The sequence below is a fragment of the Streptococcus suis genome, assembly GCA_024583055.1.
Lineage (GTDB): Bacteria > Bacillota > Bacilli > Lactobacillales > Streptococcaceae > Streptococcus > Streptococcus suis_V.
This window is the reverse complement of record CP102145.1, coordinates 519771-536634: the sequence shown is the minus strand read 5'-3', so window position 1 is coordinate 536634 and position 16864 is coordinate 519771. Positions and strand designations below refer to the sequence as shown.

19 protein-coding genes are annotated in these 16864 nt (G+C 44.7%); 16 read left to right on the top strand and 3 right to left on the bottom strand.

Annotation, left to right across the window (positions count from 1 at the left end):
- Positions 1-36 precede the first annotated feature (36 nt).
- Both ylqF and NQZ91_02615 read left to right on the top strand, forming a co-directional pair.
- On the top strand, positions 37-888 hold the full coding sequence (gene ylqF, locus NQZ91_02620) for a ribosome biogenesis GTPase YlqF (GenBank protein ID UUM58285.1): 852 nt from the start codon (positions 37-39) through the stop codon (positions 886-888).
- Positions 875-1642, top strand: coding sequence for a ribonuclease HII (locus NQZ91_02615; GenBank protein UUM58284.1), 768 nt, complete (start codon positions 875-877; stop codon positions 1640-1642). Before ylqF ends, NQZ91_02615 begins: the two co-directional genes overlap by 14 nt.
- 91 nt (positions 1643-1733) lie before the next feature.
- Here the strand turns inward: NQZ91_02615 and NQZ91_02610 are convergent, their stop codons facing one another.
- Complete coding sequence (locus NQZ91_02610) at positions 1734-2600, bottom strand: YitT family protein (GenBank protein UUM58283.1); 867 nt, start codon at positions 2598-2600, stop codon at positions 1734-1736.
- A gap of 153 nt (positions 2601-2753) precedes the next feature.
- Between NQZ91_02610 and tmk the strand changes: the two genes are divergently transcribed.
- The 9 genes from tmk (at position 2754) to NQZ91_02565 (ending at position 9370) form a co-directional block, all read left to right on the top strand.
- Positions 2754-3398, top strand: a complete 645-nt coding sequence (gene tmk, locus NQZ91_02605; GenBank protein UUM58282.1) for a dTMP kinase — start codon at positions 2754-2756, stop codon at positions 3396-3398.
- Entirely contained in the window at positions 3388-4272 is an 885-nt protein-coding gene (locus tag NQZ91_02600) for a DNA polymerase III subunit delta' (GenBank protein UUM58281.1), read from the top strand. The genes tmk and NQZ91_02600 overlap by 11 nt, the downstream gene beginning before the upstream one ends.
- A 15-nt stretch (positions 4273-4287) precedes the next feature.
- Positions 4288-4605 carry a DNA replication initiation control protein YabA gene (gene yabA, locus NQZ91_02595; protein UUM58280.1) on the top strand — a complete coding sequence of 106 codons (318 nt, stop codon included), beginning with the start codon at positions 4288-4290 and terminating at the stop codon, positions 4603-4605.
- A 1-nt stretch (position 4606) separates the two neighbouring features.
- Complete coding sequence (rsmI, locus tag NQZ91_02590; GenBank protein ID UUM58279.1) at positions 4607-5470, top strand: 16S rRNA (cytidine(1402)-2'-O)-methyltransferase; 864 nt, start codon at positions 4607-4609, stop codon at positions 5468-5470.
- Between the two features lie 183 nt (positions 5471-5653).
- Positions 5654-6745 carry a 3-phosphoserine/phosphohydroxythreonine transaminase gene (gene serC, locus NQZ91_02585; GenBank protein ID UUM58278.1) on the top strand — a complete coding sequence of 364 codons (1092 nt, stop codon included), beginning with the start codon at positions 5654-5656 and terminating at the stop codon, positions 6743-6745.
- On the top strand, positions 6745-7302 hold the full coding sequence (locus NQZ91_02580; GenBank protein ID UUM58277.1) for a GNAT family N-acetyltransferase: 558 nt from the start codon (positions 6745-6747) through the stop codon (positions 7300-7302). The genes serC and NQZ91_02580 overlap by 1 nt, the downstream gene beginning before the upstream one ends.
- Positions 7303-7347: 45 nt before the next feature.
- Positions 7348-8526: a phosphoglycerate dehydrogenase gene (locus NQZ91_02575; protein UUM58276.1), complete on the top strand. Its 1179-nt coding sequence runs from the start codon at positions 7348-7350 to the stop codon at positions 8524-8526.
- Positions 8526-9020: a methylated-DNA--[protein]-cysteine S-methyltransferase gene (locus NQZ91_02570; GenBank protein UUM58275.1), complete on the top strand. Its 495-nt coding sequence runs from the start codon at positions 8526-8528 to the stop codon at positions 9018-9020. The genes NQZ91_02575 and NQZ91_02570 overlap by 1 nt, the downstream gene beginning before the upstream one ends.
- Positions 9017-9370, top strand: a complete 354-nt coding sequence (locus tag NQZ91_02565; GenBank protein ID UUM58274.1) for an arsenate reductase family protein — start codon at positions 9017-9019, stop codon at positions 9368-9370. The genes NQZ91_02570 and NQZ91_02565 overlap by 4 nt, the downstream gene beginning before the upstream one ends.
- A 13-nt stretch (positions 9371-9383) precedes the next feature.
- Here the strand turns inward: NQZ91_02565 and NQZ91_02560 are convergent, their stop codons facing one another.
- Both NQZ91_02560 and NQZ91_02555 read right to left on the bottom strand, forming a co-directional pair.
- Complete coding sequence (locus NQZ91_02560) at positions 9384-10283, bottom strand: cation transporter (protein UUM58273.1); 900 nt, start codon at positions 10281-10283, stop codon at positions 9384-9386.
- A 118-nt stretch (positions 10284-10401) separates the two neighbouring features.
- Entirely contained in the window at positions 10402-11229 is an 828-nt protein-coding gene (locus tag NQZ91_02555; GenBank protein UUM58272.1) for an exodeoxyribonuclease III, read from the bottom strand.
- 151 nt (positions 11230-11380) lie between these two features.
- Between NQZ91_02555 and NQZ91_02550 the strand changes: the two genes are divergently transcribed.
- The 5 genes from NQZ91_02550 to NQZ91_02530 all read left to right on the top strand — a co-directional run bounded on the left by NQZ91_02550 (position 11381) and on the right by NQZ91_02530 (position 16777).
- The gene (locus NQZ91_02550) at positions 11381-13042 is read left to right on the top strand and encodes a hypothetical protein (GenBank protein ID UUM58271.1); all 1662 of its coding nucleotides are present in this window, start codon (positions 11381-11383) and stop codon (positions 13040-13042) included.
- 19 nt (positions 13043-13061) lie between these two features.
- Positions 13062-14192, top strand: a complete 1131-nt coding sequence (locus tag NQZ91_02545) for a glycerate kinase (GenBank protein UUM58270.1) — start codon at positions 13062-13064, stop codon at positions 14190-14192.
- A gap of 65 nt (positions 14193-14257) precedes the next feature.
- The gene (locus NQZ91_02540; GenBank protein UUM58269.1) at positions 14258-14977 is read left to right on the top strand and encodes an O-methyltransferase; all 720 of its coding nucleotides are present in this window, start codon (positions 14258-14260) and stop codon (positions 14975-14977) included.
- A 63-nt stretch (positions 14978-15040) separates the two neighbouring features.
- The gene (prsA, locus tag NQZ91_02535) at positions 15041-16030 is read left to right on the top strand and encodes a peptidylprolyl isomerase PrsA (GenBank protein UUM58268.1); all 990 of its coding nucleotides are present in this window, start codon (positions 15041-15043) and stop codon (positions 16028-16030) included.
- A 261-nt stretch (positions 16031-16291) separates the two neighbouring features.
- Positions 16292-16777 carry an LURP-one-related family protein gene (locus NQZ91_02530; GenBank protein ID UUM58267.1) on the top strand — a complete coding sequence of 162 codons (486 nt, stop codon included), beginning with the start codon at positions 16292-16294 and terminating at the stop codon, positions 16775-16777.
- Positions 16778-16864 lie beyond the last annotated feature (87 nt).

Here is a 16864-nt window from a genome sequence, read left to right as displayed (position 1 = left end):
GCTCACAAAAGCCCAAAGTAAAGGAGTTTTAATCCCATGGCAATTATTCAATGGTTTCCGGGGCACATGTCCAAGGCGCGCCGTCAGGTTCAGGAAAATATTAAGCACGTGGACTTCGTGACCATTTTGGTCGATGCGCGCTTGCCGCTATCCAGTCAGAACCCCATGCTGACCAAAATTGTCGGCGACAAACCCAAACTCATGATTTTAAATAAGGTTGATTTAGCGGATCCTGCCCGTACTAAAGAATGGCAGAGCTACTATGAAAGTCAAGGGGTGAAAACCTTGGCCATCAATTCAAAAGAGCAGTCCACAGTCAAAAAAGTGACCGACGCAGCCAAAAGCCTAATGAAGGATAAGCTAGAGCGTCTCCGCGAACGTGGTATTCAAAACGAAACCCTACGGACCATGATTATCGGTATTCCAAATGCAGGCAAGTCAACGCTCATGAACCGTCTGGCAGGCAAGAAAATCGCTGTCGTAGGAAACAAGCCCGGCGTCACCAAGGGACAGCAGTGGCTCAAGTCTAATAAGGATTTGGAAATTCTCGATACGCCAGGTATTCTCTGGCCGAAATTTGAGGACCAAGAAGTCGGGCTCAAGTTGGCATTGACAGGGGCTATCAAAGACCAGCTCTTGCCCATGGACGAAGTGACGATTTTCGGATTAGATTACTTCAAAGCCAATTATCCTGACCGCCTGCAGGAGCGTTTCAAGGGCATGGATTTGAAGCAGGAAACGGCTGACCTCATCATAGACTGGACCCGCAAACTCGGTTTCCGCGACGACTATGACCGCTTCTACAATCTCTTTGTCAAGGAAGTGCGTGATGGCAAGTTGGGCGTCTACACATTGGACAAGGTGAGTGATTTCGATGGCAACGATTAAAGACCTCAAGGCGCAGTTGGCCCAATTTACCGATTTGACGGATCCTCGCTGGGCAGAATTTGAGGCAGATGAGCGAGCGGGTGTCCAGACTGCTATCAAGCAGCGTCGCTCTGCCATTCTTAAAGAAATCCAAGAAGATGCTCGCTTAGAAGCTATGCTATCTTACGAAAAAGCCCTTTATGAAAATGGGGTGGAGTTCATTGCTGGTATCGACGAGGTCGGGCGTGGCCCTCTAGCAGGTCCCGTGGTGGCAGCAGCTGTTATCTTGCCCAAGGGCTGCAAAATTCGTCACCTCAACGATTCCAAGAAAATCCCCAAAGCCAAGCACCAGGCCATATATGAGGAGGTTATGGAGCGGGCAGTAGCTGTGAGAATTGGTGTGATGGATAATCACATCATCGACCGAGTCAATATCTACGAGGCGACTAAATTAGCCATGTTGGAGGCCTTGGGAGAGCTGGACCAGCAACCGCAGCACCTTTTGATTGACGCCATGACATTAGACACTCCCATCCCGCAGACTTCCATCATCAAGGGTGATGCCAACAGTTTGTCCATCGCAGCAGCTTCTATTGTTGCCAAGGTGACGCGGGACCAGATGATGGCAGACTACGACCGTCAATTTCCGGGTTATGGCTTTGCCAAAAATGCTGGTTATGGTACTGCAGAGCATTTACAAGGCCTAGCAAAACATGGTGTGACACCCATTCACCGTCGGACATTTGAGCCTATCAAGTCTATGATATTGAAGTAGAATAGTTTGGAAAACAAGATAAAAAGATAAAAAAGTCCTTACAAGTTTCAACAAGGACTTTTTATATGGACCGAGTATAGGAGGCCAGGGTTCAATGTTTTTCAAGCGGTTGTTTATTTTTGTCCAGTGTAAAACCTTCCCCTAAGACCTCGTGGGCGTCGGTAATGGTGATGAAGGCATGAGGGTCGATGCGGTGAATCAGTTCCTTGGTTTCCTGGAGTTGGCTCTTATAAATGACCGAATAAACCATATTTACTGGCGTTTTACTGTAAAATCCTTCGGCCTTGATAAAGGTAACACCGCGCTCTATCTCCGCATCAATAGCAGTAGCAATTTCCTGCGATTTCTGGGAAATAATCATCAGGCCCTTGCTGCCATAGCCACCATCTGAAATGAAATCAATGACACGAGTAGCAATGGCCACCATCATCAGGGTATAGAGGACCAGTCTCAAGTCTTTAAAAACAAGGACGATAAAGGTCAGGATGATGATATCGACAGCTAAAATGATTTGACCGATTGAATAGGGCAGATACTTATGACCGATACGGGCGATAATATCACTACCGCCAGTAGTTCCCCCAGCTTTAAAAATCAAACCCAGTCCAATTCCCATCAAAATTCCGCTAAAGGTGCTGACCAAAAATAAGTCATGTTCCAGATTGATAGCCAAGGGGAATTTTTCAAAAATTGCCAGCCAAAGCGTAACGCTAAAGGTTCCCAGAATACTTAAATAAAGAACTTTTTTGCCTAGCAATTTCCAGCCGATGACGAATAGTGGAATATTAACGAGAATGTTCATCAACCAGGGCTGGATGTTGAACAAGTAGTAGAGAATGAGCGTCAGTCCAGTCACTCCGCCTTCAAATAGGTGATTGGGCATGACCAGGTAGTTCAAAGAAAAGGCAAACAAGGCACTGCCAATAATGATGGCCAAAATATTTCGAATACGTAGCATAGTCTCTCCTTAGGTACGACAAGATTTTCAGTTATGTGAGTTTATATATACTAATATTGTACGTCATTTATTATTGAAATACAAGTCAATTTGTAAGTGCTTTTTCTGCTGAAATTTGTTACAATAATGAGAACAATGAAAAAGGTGGTAATCATGGAAAAAGGTCATTTTATTACATTTGAGGGACCAGATGGGGCTGGAAAGACAACGGTCTTGCAAGAGCTCTTGCCTAAATTACAGGTACTTGGTCTGGAAGTGATTACTACTAGAGAACCGGGTGGAGTTGCCATCGCAGAAGACATCCGGAAAATCATTCTTAATCCGGCCAATACAGCCATGGATCATAAAACGGAACTCCTGTTGTTCATTGCTGCTAGGAGACAGCATTTGGTTGAGAAAGTCTTGCCACCACTCCAAGAAGGGAAGATGGTCATTATTGACCGCTTTATTGACTCTTCAGTGGCCTATCAGGGACATGGTCGTGGTCTAGATATTGCCGATATTGACTGGCTCAATCACTATGCGACGGATGGAGTCAAGCCCGATTTAACCCTCTATTTCGACATAGATGCCGAAGAAGGGCTGGCAAGAATCGCCCGCAATGCTGAACGCGATGTGGACCGGTTGGATATGGAAAAAGCGGACATGCACAGACGGGTCCGACAAGGCTATTTGGCCATTTTAGAAAATGAACCAGATCGGTTTGTCAAAATTGATGCCAGCCAGCCCCTAGAGGCTGTTGTCCAGGACGCGCTCGGTATCATCCAAGAGCGACTATTGAAAGCAAATGAATTATAAGAATTTAAGCAACTTGCAGCCGAAACTGATTGAAGATTTCGTTCATATTTTACAAGGGAGCCATCTGGCACACGCCTATCTGTTTTCTGGTGATTTTGGGAATTTTGAAATGGCCCTGTATTTAGCCAAGGCTATTTTCTGTACGGAAAAGACAGACTCCCTTCCCTGCGAAATGTGTCGGACCTGCCGTTTGATTGAGAGACAGGAATTTTCGGACGTGACCATATTATCACCCCAGGGCAATACCATAAAGACGGATGCGGTCCGCGAAATCGTGAAGAATTTTTCTCAATCTGGTTTTGAATCATCGAAACAGGTCTTTATTATCAAGGATGCGGAGAAGATGCACGTCAATGCAGCCAATTCGCTCTTGAAGGTTATAGAAGAACCCCAGTCAGAAATCTACATTTTTCTGTTGACCAATCAATTGGAAGCAGTGTTGCCAACCATCAAAAGTCGGACACAGATTGTCCAATTTCCCAAGAATCTGGCGCTTTTGGAACGCAGCTTAGAAGAATCTGGTTTGCTAAAGACCCAGGCTAGTTTATTGGCTCAGCTGGTTTCCAGTCAAGATGAAGCTCAAAAGCTAGCTAAAAACAAGTCCTTTTTGGAGGCCTTGGTCCAAGCGAGAAAGTTCATTGACCTCCTGCAGGAGCAGCCCAATCTGGCTTATTTACAGGCGGGAACCCTGGTGGGGCTTGTGCCTGAAAAAGTGGAGCAGGGTCAATTGCTGGATTTACTGACTATCCTTTTGGCGGAGAATCTGGACAAAGCGGATGCGCGTGATAGGCTGGATACATTGCTGACGGTGAAGAAAATGTGGCAGTCTAATGTTAGTCTGCAAAATTGCCTAGAATACCTCACTCTTAGTTAGAATAGAAAGTATAAGATGGATAAAAAAGATATTTTTCATGCCTTGGATGGGTTCTCGCAGAATTTATTTGAGACTCTTGCTGAGGTAGAATCAATTAAGAAAAATCTCCAGGCTGTGATTGATGAAAATACAGCTTTGCGATTGGAAAATGCCAAGATTCGTGAACGTTTGAAGAAAGAGATTGCTACTGAAAATAGGGCGACGCATTCAAGTCTAGGCAATCTGGAGGCTATATATTTGGATGGTTTCCATATTTGCAATGACTTCTACGGTCAACGTCGGGACAATGATGAACCATGTATGTTCTGTGATGTCATATTGAATCGAGAGTAAGATGAAACTACAAAAATCATTTAAGGGACAAACAGCTTACGGCAGTCTTTACCTGGTACCGACACCGATTGGTAACCTGCAAGATATGACCTTGCGGGCTATTGACACGCTGAAAAATGTTGATCTGATTGCAGCTGAGGACACGCGCAATACAGGACTTCTCCTAAAGCAGTTCGAAATTGAAACCAAGCAGACCTCTTTTCACGAGTATAATGCCCATGAAAAAATTCCTGGGCTGATAAATTTGCTTAAATCAGGTCAATCCTTGGCCCAGGTTTCGGATGCAGGCCTACCGTCTATTTCAGACCCGGGTCATGATTTGGTTAAGGCTGCTATTGCGGAGGATATTCCGGTCATTGCCCTGCCTGGTGCCTCGGCTGGGATCACAGCTTTAATTGGATCAGGAATAGCTCCACAGCCTCATATTTTTTATGGCTTCTTACCGCGAAAATCAGGTCAGCAAAAGGAATTTTTCCAGCAAAAGCTACAGTATCCAGAAACACAGATTTTCTACGAATCTCCCTATCGTGTAGCTGATACCTTGGAAAATATGCTCGCTGTCTACGGAGATCGTCAGGTGACGGTCGTTCGTGAATTGACCAAGCTTTACGAAGAATACCAACGTGGGACCATTTCAGAATTATTGGATTTTCTAGCGGATAATCCCCTCAAAGGCGAATGCTTGATTATTGTAGCTGGAGCTAGCGATGAGGAAATTCCTTCCGTAGACCAGGTCGATTTGGTAGCGGAAGTTGAGGCAGAAATCGCAGTAGGTCGCAAACCAAATCAAGCTATTAAAGAAGTTGCCAAACGCTATCAACTAAAAAAACAAGAAGTATATGACCTCTATCATGGACTGGCTTAGGCTGGTCTTTTTATAATATAATTTTAGAAAAATGTATAAAAACAAGTTTACTTCAGAATAATATATAAAATTCTTCGACAAATTTGCTGATAAACCGAATATTTAGTCACTAAAAATGGAAAATAATGGTGAAATTTCATTTTCATGTGGTATAATAGGCTCATCTTAATTTGGAGGGTTTTTATGACAATCTACAACTTTTCTGCAGGTCCTGCAGTCTTGCCAAAACCAGTGCTGGAAAAGGCACAAGCTGAATTTTTGGATTACAATGGTTCGGGAATGAGTGTGTTGGAGATGTCCCATCGCTCCAAGGATTTCGACGATATTATTAAAGGTGCTGAGGCGACCCTGCGCGAGCTGATGGCTATTCCAGATAACTATAAGGTTATTTTCTTGCAGGGTGGTGCATCCCTTGAATTTACCATGATTCCGCTCAATTTTGCCAAGGGCAAGAAAGCCTACTATTTGGCTGGTGGTTCATGGGGGAAGAAAGCCTATACTGAGGCTGTCAAGCTGTCTAAAACTATTGACTTTGAGCCAATTTTGCTGGGTTCTTCTGAGGAAATTACCTATGCAGAATTGCCTATATTTGACAAAAATGACATCGACCCAAATGCAGCCTATGTGCATTTGACTACCAACAATACAATTGAAGGAACAGCAGTTTATGATATTCCAGATACCAATGGTGTTCCTGTGATTGGAGACATGTCGTCAAACATCTTGGCAGCTCGCTATAATGTGGAAGATTTTGCCATGATTTATGCAGGTGCTCAGAAAAATATAGGCCCTGCAGGTGTGACAGTGGTTATCGTCCGTGAAGATTTCCTCAACGACGAGCCAGTACTTTCAAGCATGCTGGACTACCGTATCCAAGCAGACAATGAGTCACTTTACAATACACCGCCAGCTTACTCTATCTACATTTCAAAACTTGTCTTTGAATGGGTCAAAGAAATCGGTGGCGTTGATGAAATGGAAAAAATCAACCGCGAAAAAGCTGGTCTGCTCTACGATTACATTGACCAGTCTGCTTTCTACACCAACCCTGTTCGCATCAAGGAACAGCGCTCAGTGGCCAACATTCCATTTGTATCACCAAGCGAAGAATTGGATGCTAAGTTTGTTAAAGAAGCGACTGCAGCAGGCTTTAAGAACATCAAGGGTCACCGTTCCGTTGGTGGCATGCGTGCTTCCTTGTATAATGCCTTCCCACGTCAAGGCGTTGTAGACTTGATTGACTTCATGAAGAAATTTGCTGCGGAGAATGCCTAATGGAAATCCGTCTGGCACATCCCAATGAAGTCGGAGCCATCGAAGCAATTTTTCAAGAGGCACGAGCTTACTTAGCGGCCTCTGGCATTGACCAATGGCAGGGAGAGTATCCAAGCGCGAGTGAGGCAATCGAGGATATCTTATCTGGTAAGGGTTATGTGGGCTTGGTAGATGGCAAGATTGTGGCTTATGCAGCGGTGCATCCTGGTCAGGAAGAGGCCTATGAGGCAATCTATGACGGCAAATGGCAGCACAATAATCCAGTCTATACGACCTTTCATCGTGTGGCAGTGTCAGCCAGTGTTCGTGGTCAAAAGTTTTGTCAGACTTTCTTGCAGGGCTTGATTGAAGGCCAGAAGGGACCAGACTTCCGTTGTGATACCCACGAGCAAAATAAGGCTATGCAACATATCTTGCTGAAGTTGGGCTATGTCTATTGTGGCAAGGTTCCCATTGACGGGGAACGCCTGGCCTATCAAAAAATCAAACACAAGAGCGAACGCAGTCTATATCAAGAGGTGAATGAAGATGACCGTTGGCTCCTAAACTCAAATTAAACAATGAAAGTAGGGCGGAAGCTAATCCGCCTTTTTGGTAAAAAAATGGTATTTAGCGTTAGAACTTTTAATAATATCAACCAGGTTGGTCTCAAGGAACTGGGCAATCGTTTCCAGATAGATGGGGATCAGGCAGGCAATCCTGATGCCTTTATCATCCGTTCTGAAAACCTGCATGGCTTTGATTTTCCAGAAAATCTCAAGGCTATTGCCCGTGCTGGTGCTGGTACAAACAATATTCCAATTGATGTGGCAACTGAAAAAGGGATTGTGGTTTTCAATACCCCAGGTGCCAATGCCAATGCGGTAAAAGAAGCGGTTATCGCCTCTATTCTCCTGTCTGCTCGTGATTATATCGGTGCGACTACCTGGACCAATACCCTGTCTGGCGACGATGTGCCAAAGCAGGTCGAGGCAGGTAAAAAGCAGTTTGCTGGGACAGAGATTTCTGGCAAGACACTCGGTGTCATCGGTCTGGGTGCTATCGGTGCTCGTATTGCAAATGATGCCCGTCGTCTAGGTATGAATGTCCTTGGTTACGATCCGTATGTGTCTGTTGAGACAGCCTGGACCATTTCTAGCCACGTCAAGCGCGTGGATGATTTGAAGGAAATCTTTACCCAGTCAGACTACATCACCGTTCATGTGCCATTGACTGACAAGACTCGTGAGCTCTTCAATGCAGACAGCTTTGCTCTCATGAAAAAAGGGGTTACCTTGGTCAATTTTGCCCGTGGTGAATTGGTCAACAACGCTGATTTGTTTGAGGCGATTGATGCAGGTGTTGTTAAAAACTATGTGACGGACTTTGGTACAGAAGAGGTCCTCAACAAACCGCACATTACAGTCTTTCCGCACGTTGGTGGATCGACCGAGGAGGCGGAGCTCAACTGTGCCATTGCGGCTGGTCAGACCATTCGTCAATTTATGGAGACGGGTGAGATTATCAACTCTGTCAACTTCCCGAATGTTAAGCAATTCCTCGATGCACCGTATCGCATTACCTTGATCAACAAAAATGTGCCAAATATCGTGGCGACAATCACGACAGCTGTGTCTGAGCTAGGGATTAACATCGACAATATCATTAACCGTTCTAAGGGTGACTATGCCTATACCTTGCTGGATTTAGACGAGTCAGATAAGTCTAAAATTGACAGCCTGGTGGCTAAGTTTGAAGACCTGGATGCTATTATCAAGGTTCGTGTCATTAAACATAAATAATGCTATACAAACAAATCTACACTAGTCCCCTTGGCCCCATTTCTTTGATTGCGAGTGACCAGGGCTTGGTAGGGGCTTGGTTTCATGGTCAGAAGTATTTTGAGAGGGGAGTAGCAGAGGAAGTTTCTCTCACTCCTCACCCTCATTTGGACCAGTCAGCACGCTTGTTGGTAGAGTATTTTGCTGGAAAATTCCCTGACTTTAGCCAATTGCCACTGGATTTACGAGGGACGGATTTTCAAATGAAGGTCTGGAGAATTTTACAAGAAATTCCTGTAGGTCAGACGACAAGCTACGGTCAGATTGCCAAGGCCTTGGACATCCAATCAGGTCAGGCAATCGGCGGAGCAGTGGGAAGAAATCCCTTGTCTATCATCATTCCCTGTCACCGTGTTCTGTCAAGTGACATGAAGTTGACTGGCTATGCTGGGGGCTTGGATAGAAAAATTTGGCTCTTGCAACATGAAAATCCGTATTTTGAGGTGAGGAAATGATTTTATTTTACGAATATCCAAAATGTTCAACCTGTCGGGCAGCTAAGGCTGAGCTCAAAAAACTGGGTCTAGAATTTGAAGCTATCGACATCAAGACAACACCGCCCAAGGCTGCTCAATTGAAAGAGTGGATGGATGCGACTGGATTGGAGTTGAAAAAGTATTTCAATACATCGGGCAACAGCTATCGCGAATTGGGTTTGAAAGACAAGTTTGCAGACTTGACGGTTGATGAGGCCTTGGATTTGTTGGCCAATGATGGTATGTTGATTAAGCGCCCCTTGCTTATTCAGGATGGGAAAATTCTTCAGATTGGTTACAAGACACCATACGAAAATCTCGGTTTCTAGGCCGAGATTTTTTTTATAAAGCATATTCAACTGAGATGTACTCATGCTGTTTTTGCAGGAGATAGAGCATCTGTGGTTTTTCAGCCAGCAATTGTTGCACTAACTGGTGTTCCACATCGTGCAGATTGATTTTTACCCGGATGTTCATACCTTGTTTGAAGATGTGAATATCTATATCTTGAGCATCTTCGTCAAGATAAGAACCAAGAATTTGATAGATGGATTCATGGATTTCAGGCACATGGGTTGTTCCGTTGGCCAGTTCCTTGAAGGCAGTTAGGAGACCATTCCAAGGCTCCTTAAAGGAAATCAAGGCCAAGGCCACAGTCAGGAAAAAGTCACCGGTGTAGTGGAGAAATCCAAGCGGTCCATTGATTGGGACAAAGAATAGCAGTAGGATTGCCAAGCCAATGGCCCCTGAGATGAGCCCGTCGACCAAATTTCCTTTTGCCTCTGCCAAAATGATCGTTGACATGTGGTTGAGTTTGGCGCTCATGTGGAGATTGTAGAGATAAAGGGCAATACAGACGAAAAACATCGTAACTGAATAAGGGATAACAGGTCCTGTTGTCATCTGATTTCCAATGCCATTGACAAAATAGGCAAAGGCTGTTGCACTGGTTTCGAGGACAGCAAACAATAGTAAGAGCAGGGTCGCCAGTGATTTCATAATGGCGTAGAGAGGTTCTAAAAAGTAAAGTCCCTGCGGAAAGGTTGCTGTTTTCTTGTGGCTATTTTTTGAAATATAGAATGCGACTAGAGATGATACGAAAGCAATCAGTGAGAATACGCCATCCAGGAGCAGGGCATTCATGCCAGTGATGATATAGACTGCCACTCCAGCGGTTCCGCTAAGTCCGTTGACGATAGCTGATACAGTGAGTGATTTTCGTTCGATTTTCTTGTTGTTCATGTTTCCTCCTTTAATGATATCTATATATTTATTATACCACAAAAAGTAATCGTTTTCAAATCAGATACATTTAAAAACCCAGCATTTGCCGGGTTTGAATTATCTAATAAACTAAAAATTAAATGCTTATTTCCATCACAATTGGTGTGTGGTCTTGGCGAGCACCTGAGTCAATCATAGCCGACTTGGTCACCTTGTCAGCGATACGGTCACTAACCAACCAGTAGTCGATTCTCCAGCCTGTGTTGTTGATTTTGCTGGTACGGCTGCGTTGCGCCCACCAGGTATAGGCGTTGAGGACGTCACCGTGCAGGTGACGGAAGGTGTCGGTGAAGCCTTTGGCAAGCAGGTTTGTAAAGCCTTCACGCTCTTCATCGGTAAATCCTGGTGACTGGCGGTTGCTGGCTGGGTTGGCCAGGTCGATTTCTTTGTGGGCAACGTTGTAGTCGCCTGTTGCTAAGACAGGTTTTTGGTTGTCAAGCTGCGCTAGGTATTCTGCATATTGGATGTCCCAGATTTGGCGGTCAGCCAATCTCTTCAAGCCATCGCCTGCATTTGGCGTATAGACCTGGGTCACGTAGAAATCGTCAAATTCCAGGGTAATGATGCGCCCTTCAGAGTCCATAGTGGTAGGAGCACCGATTGCTGGGAAGCTAATGGTAGGAGTCAGGTGGTTTTTGTAGAGGAAGAGGGTGCCAGCGTAGCCCTTACGAGCAGGCTCTACAGAAGAACGCCAGGTATTGGCATAGCCTGGGAAGTAGGCTTCTAGAATTTCCAAATGCTTTTTGGTCGGTCCCTTGTCAGACAGCTTGGTCTCCTGAATGGCGATGATGTCTGCATCCTCAGCGACTAAGGTGTCAATGACAGCGCGCGAGAGTAGGGCGCGTGGCGATTCCGCAGTCAGGGCCGCGTTTAGGGAGTCAATGTTCCATGAGATGAGTTTCATATTCTATCCTTTTCACTTTTTCTATCGCTCCATTATATCAAAATTCCCCTATGGATGCGACTGAGAAAAACTGAAATAAAATATTGTTTTCGCTTTCACAAGTGGGAAAATATGCTATAATATAACTAGAATTGATATGGAGGAGATTTCTATGAAAAGACAATTGATTGGATTAGCCTGGCTGGCTCTTGTGCTAGAAATGGCTATATACTACTGGTACAATCTACCAGCCCTCAACATTTGGAGCCTGGGTTTTTGGTTCTTCTTGCTCCAATCACTGGGGCTGGTCTGGCTGATACTGGTCTTCTCGTCCGCAGGCGGTATGGTCCAGAAGGTGACAAAAATCTCTGGGCGTAATCGTTCTGTCGACACCTATCAGCTCAAGCCCAACGGGCTACCTAGCTATCTGCGTTGGTTTAGTCGCCTGCTGCTGGGGATTGTCCTTGTCTTAACCCTGCTCGCTGCTCTCAATACTCGCATTTTCCGTGCCAAGGACTATGCTGGTGTCATCACAGTTCAGGATGCGGATTTCAAGGCGGATTTCCCAGAGACAGATATTTCTAGACTGGCTCTTCTGGATCGGGCATCAGCTGAGAAGATTGGAGATACCTATCTAGGCACCATTGACAAGGTTTCCCAGTTCGGTATTTCGGATGATTACCGCCAGATTACTATTGGACAGCAACCTTTTCGCGTGTCGCCTTTGGAATATAAGTCTTTTTGGAAATGGCTGAGCAACCACCAAGATGGGATTGGCTACTATGTCAAGGTCAACCAGACGACAGGAAAAGCAGAGCTTGCCAAGCTGGCACAGGCCATGCATTTCTCCGATTCAGAATATTGGTTCAATGATACCAAGCGTCATCTGCGAATTCAATATCCGACCACGATTTTTGGCAATCCCTCCTTTGAAGTTGACGACCAGGGTAACCCCTACTATATTGCTACAATCTATCAACCGAAATTCGGTCTGTCATCCAATGACCCAACAGGTGCTATCGTACTAGATGCCGTTACAGGAGAAAGCAAACGGTATAGCTTAGCTGATATTCCAGAATGGGTGGACCGTGTCTATTCTGCCGAAAATGTCATCAGCCGTGTTGATGACCATTATACTTATCAAAATGGTTTCTGGAATACGGTCTTTAGCCAAACTGGCGTTAAAAATACGACTGACAGCTACAACTATATTTCAATCGGTTCGGATATTTATCTCTACACAGGGATTACTTCAGCTACAGCAGATTCATCTAACCTGGGCTTTATTCTAGTCAATATGCGTACCCGTGATATAACCAACTACAAGCTGGCATCAGCAACCGAGACAGCCGCCCAAGAATCGGCTGAAGGAGAAGTCCAAGAAAAAGGCTACCAAGCAACGGCACCAAGTCTGGTCAAGCTAGCCGACACCGCCTACTACCTGGTTTCTCTCAAGGACGACGCCGGTCTAGTAAAATCCTATGCCCTGGTCGATGCCGAAGATTATCAGCAGGTGACAGTTAACAATGACGTGGCAACCTTGATTTCTCAGGTATCCGGGGCAGATGCCTCTAGCTTGTCCGGTCTGGCAAGCACAGCAGATGGACAAGAGGCAGAAGAGCTTGAGACTGTCTCTGGTAAAATCGAGGCCTTGGGTAGTCAGATGATTGCTGGCTCAACGGTTTACTATATCCAGTCGGAAGGCAAGATTTATAAGGTCAAGGCGACGGAAGACAGTACAGACAGGTTACCATTTATCAAAGTCGGCGATAACTTTACCGGTCAGCTGGATAAGAAGAATTACTTGATTCAATTCCAAGTCGAAAATGAGTAGATGCTCGGAGGACAGCTAGATGCATGTTTTGATTGCGCCAGATTCTTTTAAGGAATCCTTGGCCGCTCCAGATGTGGCTAGGGTTATAAAAAATGGATTTTCAAAGGTATTTCCAGAGGCCTCCTACGATTTGATGCCGCTTGGAGATGGAGGAGAGGGGACACTGGATAGCCTGGTGCATAGTTTGGGATTAAACAGGCAATCAATCCAGGTTACCGGTCCTTTTGGGGAGAACATTCAGGTTCAATATGCGGTAAAAGGAAGTTTGGCCATGTTTGAAATGGCTGAGCTTGTGGGTCTGGCTTCTATTCCAATAGAAAGTCGAGCTCCATTACAGATTCAGACCAGAGGACTGGGGGAGCTCATTGTCCATCTGGTTGAGGCCGGTATGGAGCGAATTATGATTGGAGTGGGTGGTTCCGCTAGTCATGATGGTGGAATGGGCATGGCGGCTGGCTTGGGATTTCAATTCTTCGATAAGGATGGTCAGGAGTTGGAGCCGATAGGGGCCAATTTGGGCAAGGTGGTCAGCTATTCCAAACCCGATACAGGATTTGATAGTGCTGCTATTCAGATTGATTTAATCACTGATGTGACCAATCCCTTGTGCGGGCAGAATGGGGCGACCTATGTATTTGCAGCTCAAAAAGGATTGGCACCGGAAAGGTTTGCCCAAGTTGATCAGGAGATGCACGATTTTTATCAGCTCGTTAATCCTGATTTGATTGAAAAGGAAGGAGCTGGTGCGGGCGGCGGTATGGCTGCAGGGCTTTGTGCCTTTGCCGGCGCTACAATTCATTCGGGTATTGACTTTGTGCTGGATCAGCTGGATTTTGAACAACGTGCTAGCCAGGCTAATCTGGTGATAGTTGGTGAAGGCCGTCTGGATCGACAGAGTCTTTCTGGTAAGACTCCGATTGGTGTTGCCCGCCGGGTCAAGCAGGGAGTACCTGTTGTTGCTATATGTGGTAGTCTTGCGGACGATTTGCCTGATTTTCCTTTTGAAAATATCTGCGCCGCATTTCCCATTATCTCTAAATTAGCGAGCTTAGAGGAGTCGCTGGCTTTAGCGGAAGTGAACCTGGAAAGAACAGCTGAACAAATAGCACGCATTCTGAAAATATCACAAGCATGGAAAGATGGGCTCTAGCCTGTCTTTTTCTTGTGAAATAGCTATTCTTGACCGAATTTCGGGCGTGTGATATACTTGGAAACATGGTACAATCATACTCAGAAAACGCAAACCACAATATGCGCCGGCCTGTTGTCAAGGAAGAAATTGTGGACTTTATGCGGACACGTCAGGCGCAGAATAGAGGATTTTTGAAAGAGCTCGAAGTCTTTGCTCAGAAGGAAAATATTCCGGTCATCCCACATGAGACGGTAGCCTTTTTCCGCCTGCTCTTGCAGACCCTGCAACCGCAGAATATTCTTGAAATTGGTACAGCAATCGGCTTTTCGGCCCTTTTGATGGCTGAAAATAGTCCAAATGCTCAGATTACGACTATTGATCGGAACGAGGAAATGATTGGTCTAGCCAAAGAAAATTTTGCCAAGTATGATAGTCGCAAGCAGATTTCCTTGCTGGAAGGGGAGGCCATGGAGTTACTTCCAACTCTGGCCGATGACCAGTATGACTTTATTTTCATGGATTCTGCCAAGTCCAAATATATCGTTTTCTTGCCTGAAGTTCTGAAGAAGGTTAAGGTGGGTGGTATCATTGTCATCGATGATATTTTCCAGGGAGGCGATGTGGCTAAGGACATTATGGAAGTGCGTCGTGGTCAGCGGACTATTTACAAGGGTTTACAGAAACTCTTCAATGCGACCTTGGATAATCCAGATTTGACAGCCAGTCTTGTTTCACTCAGTGATGGGCTCCTGATGCTCCGTAAAAATTTGGAAAATGTTGAGCTGAATCTAGATGATATTTAAGAATTTTATAAGATTTTATGGTATAATGGATGGGTTAAAGAAAGAAGGAGTGTTAATTTTCGAATGAAATCAAGAAAAATTATTGCTGGTGCGGTAACATTGTTAGCAGCAGTTACCCTAGCAGCTTGTACTTCATCAACTGATAAGGATATTGTCAGCTTAAAAGGGCAAACCATTACTGTTTCGGAATTCTATGACGAAGTAAAAAACAATCCAAATGCTCAGCAGGTTCTCTTGTCTATGCTGATTACAGAAGTATTTGAAGAAAAGTACGGAGACAAGGTATCAGACAAGGAAGTCACTGAGGCTTTTGATAAAATGGCAGAGCAGTATGGTGATTCATTCCAGCAGGCCCTGGCATCAGCTGGCTTGAATACAGAGAGCTATAAGCAACAAATCCGTACCAATAAATTGGTTGAGTATGCTGTTAAGCAAGCAGCAGAAAAAGAGTTGACAGATGACAACTATAAGGCTGCCTATGAAAACTATACGCCAGAAGTAACTGCGCGTGTCATCCAATTGACAGACGAAGCTAAGGCGAAAGAAATCTTGGCAAAAGCTCAGGAAGACGGTGCTGATTTCGCCCAATTGGCTAAGGATAATTCAGCAGACAGCAAGGCTAAGGACAAGGGTGGAGAAGTCAAGTTTGACTCTACTTCAACAGAAGTGCCAAAAGAAGTTCAACAAGCAGTCTTTGCACTTGACAATGGCCAAGTTGGCGCGTCTATCGTCCCTGTGGTTGACCCGACAACTTATACAACAAGTTACTATGTTGTAAAATTGGAAAGCAAAACTGAAAAAGCAAAAGATTGGAAAGAATACAAAGACAAGTTGAAAGAAGTCATTCTTACAGCTAAGCAAAACGATGCAGCCTTCATTTCGACTGTTGTTTCAGAAGAGTTGAAAGCAGCTAACGTTAAGGTCAAAGACCCAGCCTTCCAAAACATTCTTTCTCAGTATATTCCATCTGAAGTTAATTCATCTTCAACAGACGCTTCGTCTTCGACAGATGCTTCATCAAGCTCTGAAGAAAAGAAAGATGAAAACAAATAATCTATCGAGAATGGATGGTTATCCACTCAGTTCAGAAAATTGGCGGTCGCTGCGAGCCATCTGAGTAAATCATCTTGCTACTCGTTAGCACAATTGAATAGTGAGAACCTGTATCCAGAGCTCAGTACCTTAGTACCTAAGTCGAGGTTGGCTTACCTGTGAATACAGATTCTGAATGAAGAATGACAAGTCATTGAATGAAGGTGGTACCGCGGTTTTTCGCCCTTCGTTTGGTTTCTTGTCATTTTTTTGGAGGTTATCATGAAAGAATTTCTTGTGAAACAGCGGTTCACCTTTGGTGGAGAAAAATTCGATATTCAGGATAGTCAGGGCAATCTAGCCTATCAGGTCCAGGGTTCTTTCCTGGAAATTCCCAAGCGGTTCACTATTGTAAACAGCCAAGGCCAGGAAATCAGTCAGATTACCAAGAAATTCTTGACCTGGCTACCTCAATTTACCATTGACATGGCCAGCGGGCATTCCTTTTATCTGAAACAGAAATTGACTTTCTTTAGAGATAAATATTCGGTGGAAAATCTGGGGCTAGCTCTTGAGGGCAATATCTGGGATTTGGATTTTCGACTGCGGACGGCCGACGGTCAGCTGGTAGCTGAAATCTCCAAAGAACTTTTTCACCTAACTTCTCATTATTCGGTTAAAGTTTATCACGACGACTATGCTGATTTAGTTATTTCCCTAGTCATCGCCATTGACTATGTGGAGATGCTGGAATCTGCATCAAGCTAAACATCATTAAACAAACAAAAAACGAAAGGAATGGTTCAGTTAATCAGTCTAACTGAACCCGCCCGGAAGGTTCGGAAAAAAATAAAC

Coding starts and splice junctions, on each gene's coding strand:
- rsmI (UUM58279.1), top strand. CDS start 4,607: ATGAAACTACAAAAATCATTTAAGGGACAAACAGCTTACGGCAGTCTT.
- NQZ91_02565 (UUM58274.1), top strand. CDS start 9,017: ATGATTTTATTTTACGAATATCCAAAATGTTCAACCTGTCGGGCAGCT.
- NQZ91_02580 (UUM58277.1), top strand. CDS start 6,745: ATGGAAATCCGTCTGGCACATCCCAATGAAGTCGGAGCCATCGAAGCA.
- prsA (UUM58268.1), top strand. CDS start 15,041: ATGAAATCAAGAAAAATTATTGCTGGTGCGGTAACATTGTTAGCAGCA.
- NQZ91_02550 (UUM58271.1), top strand. CDS start 11,381: ATGAAAAGACAATTGATTGGATTAGCCTGGCTGGCTCTTGTGCTAGAA.
- NQZ91_02545 (UUM58270.1), top strand. CDS start 13,062: ATGCATGTTTTGATTGCGCCAGATTCTTTTAAGGAATCCTTGGCCGCT.
- tmk (UUM58282.1), top strand. CDS start 2,754: ATGGAAAAAGGTCATTTTATTACATTTGAGGGACCAGATGGGGCTGGA.
- NQZ91_02555 (UUM58272.1), bottom strand. CDS start 11,229: ATGAAACTCATCTCATGGAACATTGACTCCCTAAACGCGGCCCTGACT.
- NQZ91_02615 (UUM58284.1), top strand. CDS start 875: ATGGCAACGATTAAAGACCTCAAGGCGCAGTTGGCCCAATTTACCGAT.
- NQZ91_02610 (UUM58283.1), bottom strand. CDS start 2,600: ATGCTACGTATTCGAAATATTTTGGCCATCATTATTGGCAGTGCCTTG.
- NQZ91_02530 (UUM58267.1), top strand. CDS start 16,292: ATGAAAGAATTTCTTGTGAAACAGCGGTTCACCTTTGGTGGAGAAAAA.
- NQZ91_02575 (UUM58276.1), top strand. CDS start 7,348: ATGGTATTTAGCGTTAGAACTTTTAATAATATCAACCAGGTTGGTCTC.
- serC (UUM58278.1), top strand. CDS start 5,654: ATGACAATCTACAACTTTTCTGCAGGTCCTGCAGTCTTGCCAAAACCA.
- yabA (UUM58280.1), top strand. CDS start 4,288: ATGGATAAAAAAGATATTTTTCATGCCTTGGATGGGTTCTCGCAGAAT.
- NQZ91_02560 (UUM58273.1), bottom strand. CDS start 10,283: ATGAACAACAAGAAAATCGAACGAAAATCACTCACTGTATCAGCTATC.
- NQZ91_02570 (UUM58275.1), top strand. CDS start 8,526: ATGCTATACAAACAAATCTACACTAGTCCCCTTGGCCCCATTTCTTTG.
- ylqF (UUM58285.1), top strand. CDS start 37: ATGGCAATTATTCAATGGTTTCCGGGGCACATGTCCAAGGCGCGCCGT.
- NQZ91_02540 (UUM58269.1), top strand. CDS start 14,258: ATGGTACAATCATACTCAGAAAACGCAAACCACAATATGCGCCGGCCT.
- NQZ91_02600 (UUM58281.1), top strand. CDS start 3,388: ATGAATTATAAGAATTTAAGCAACTTGCAGCCGAAACTGATTGAAGAT.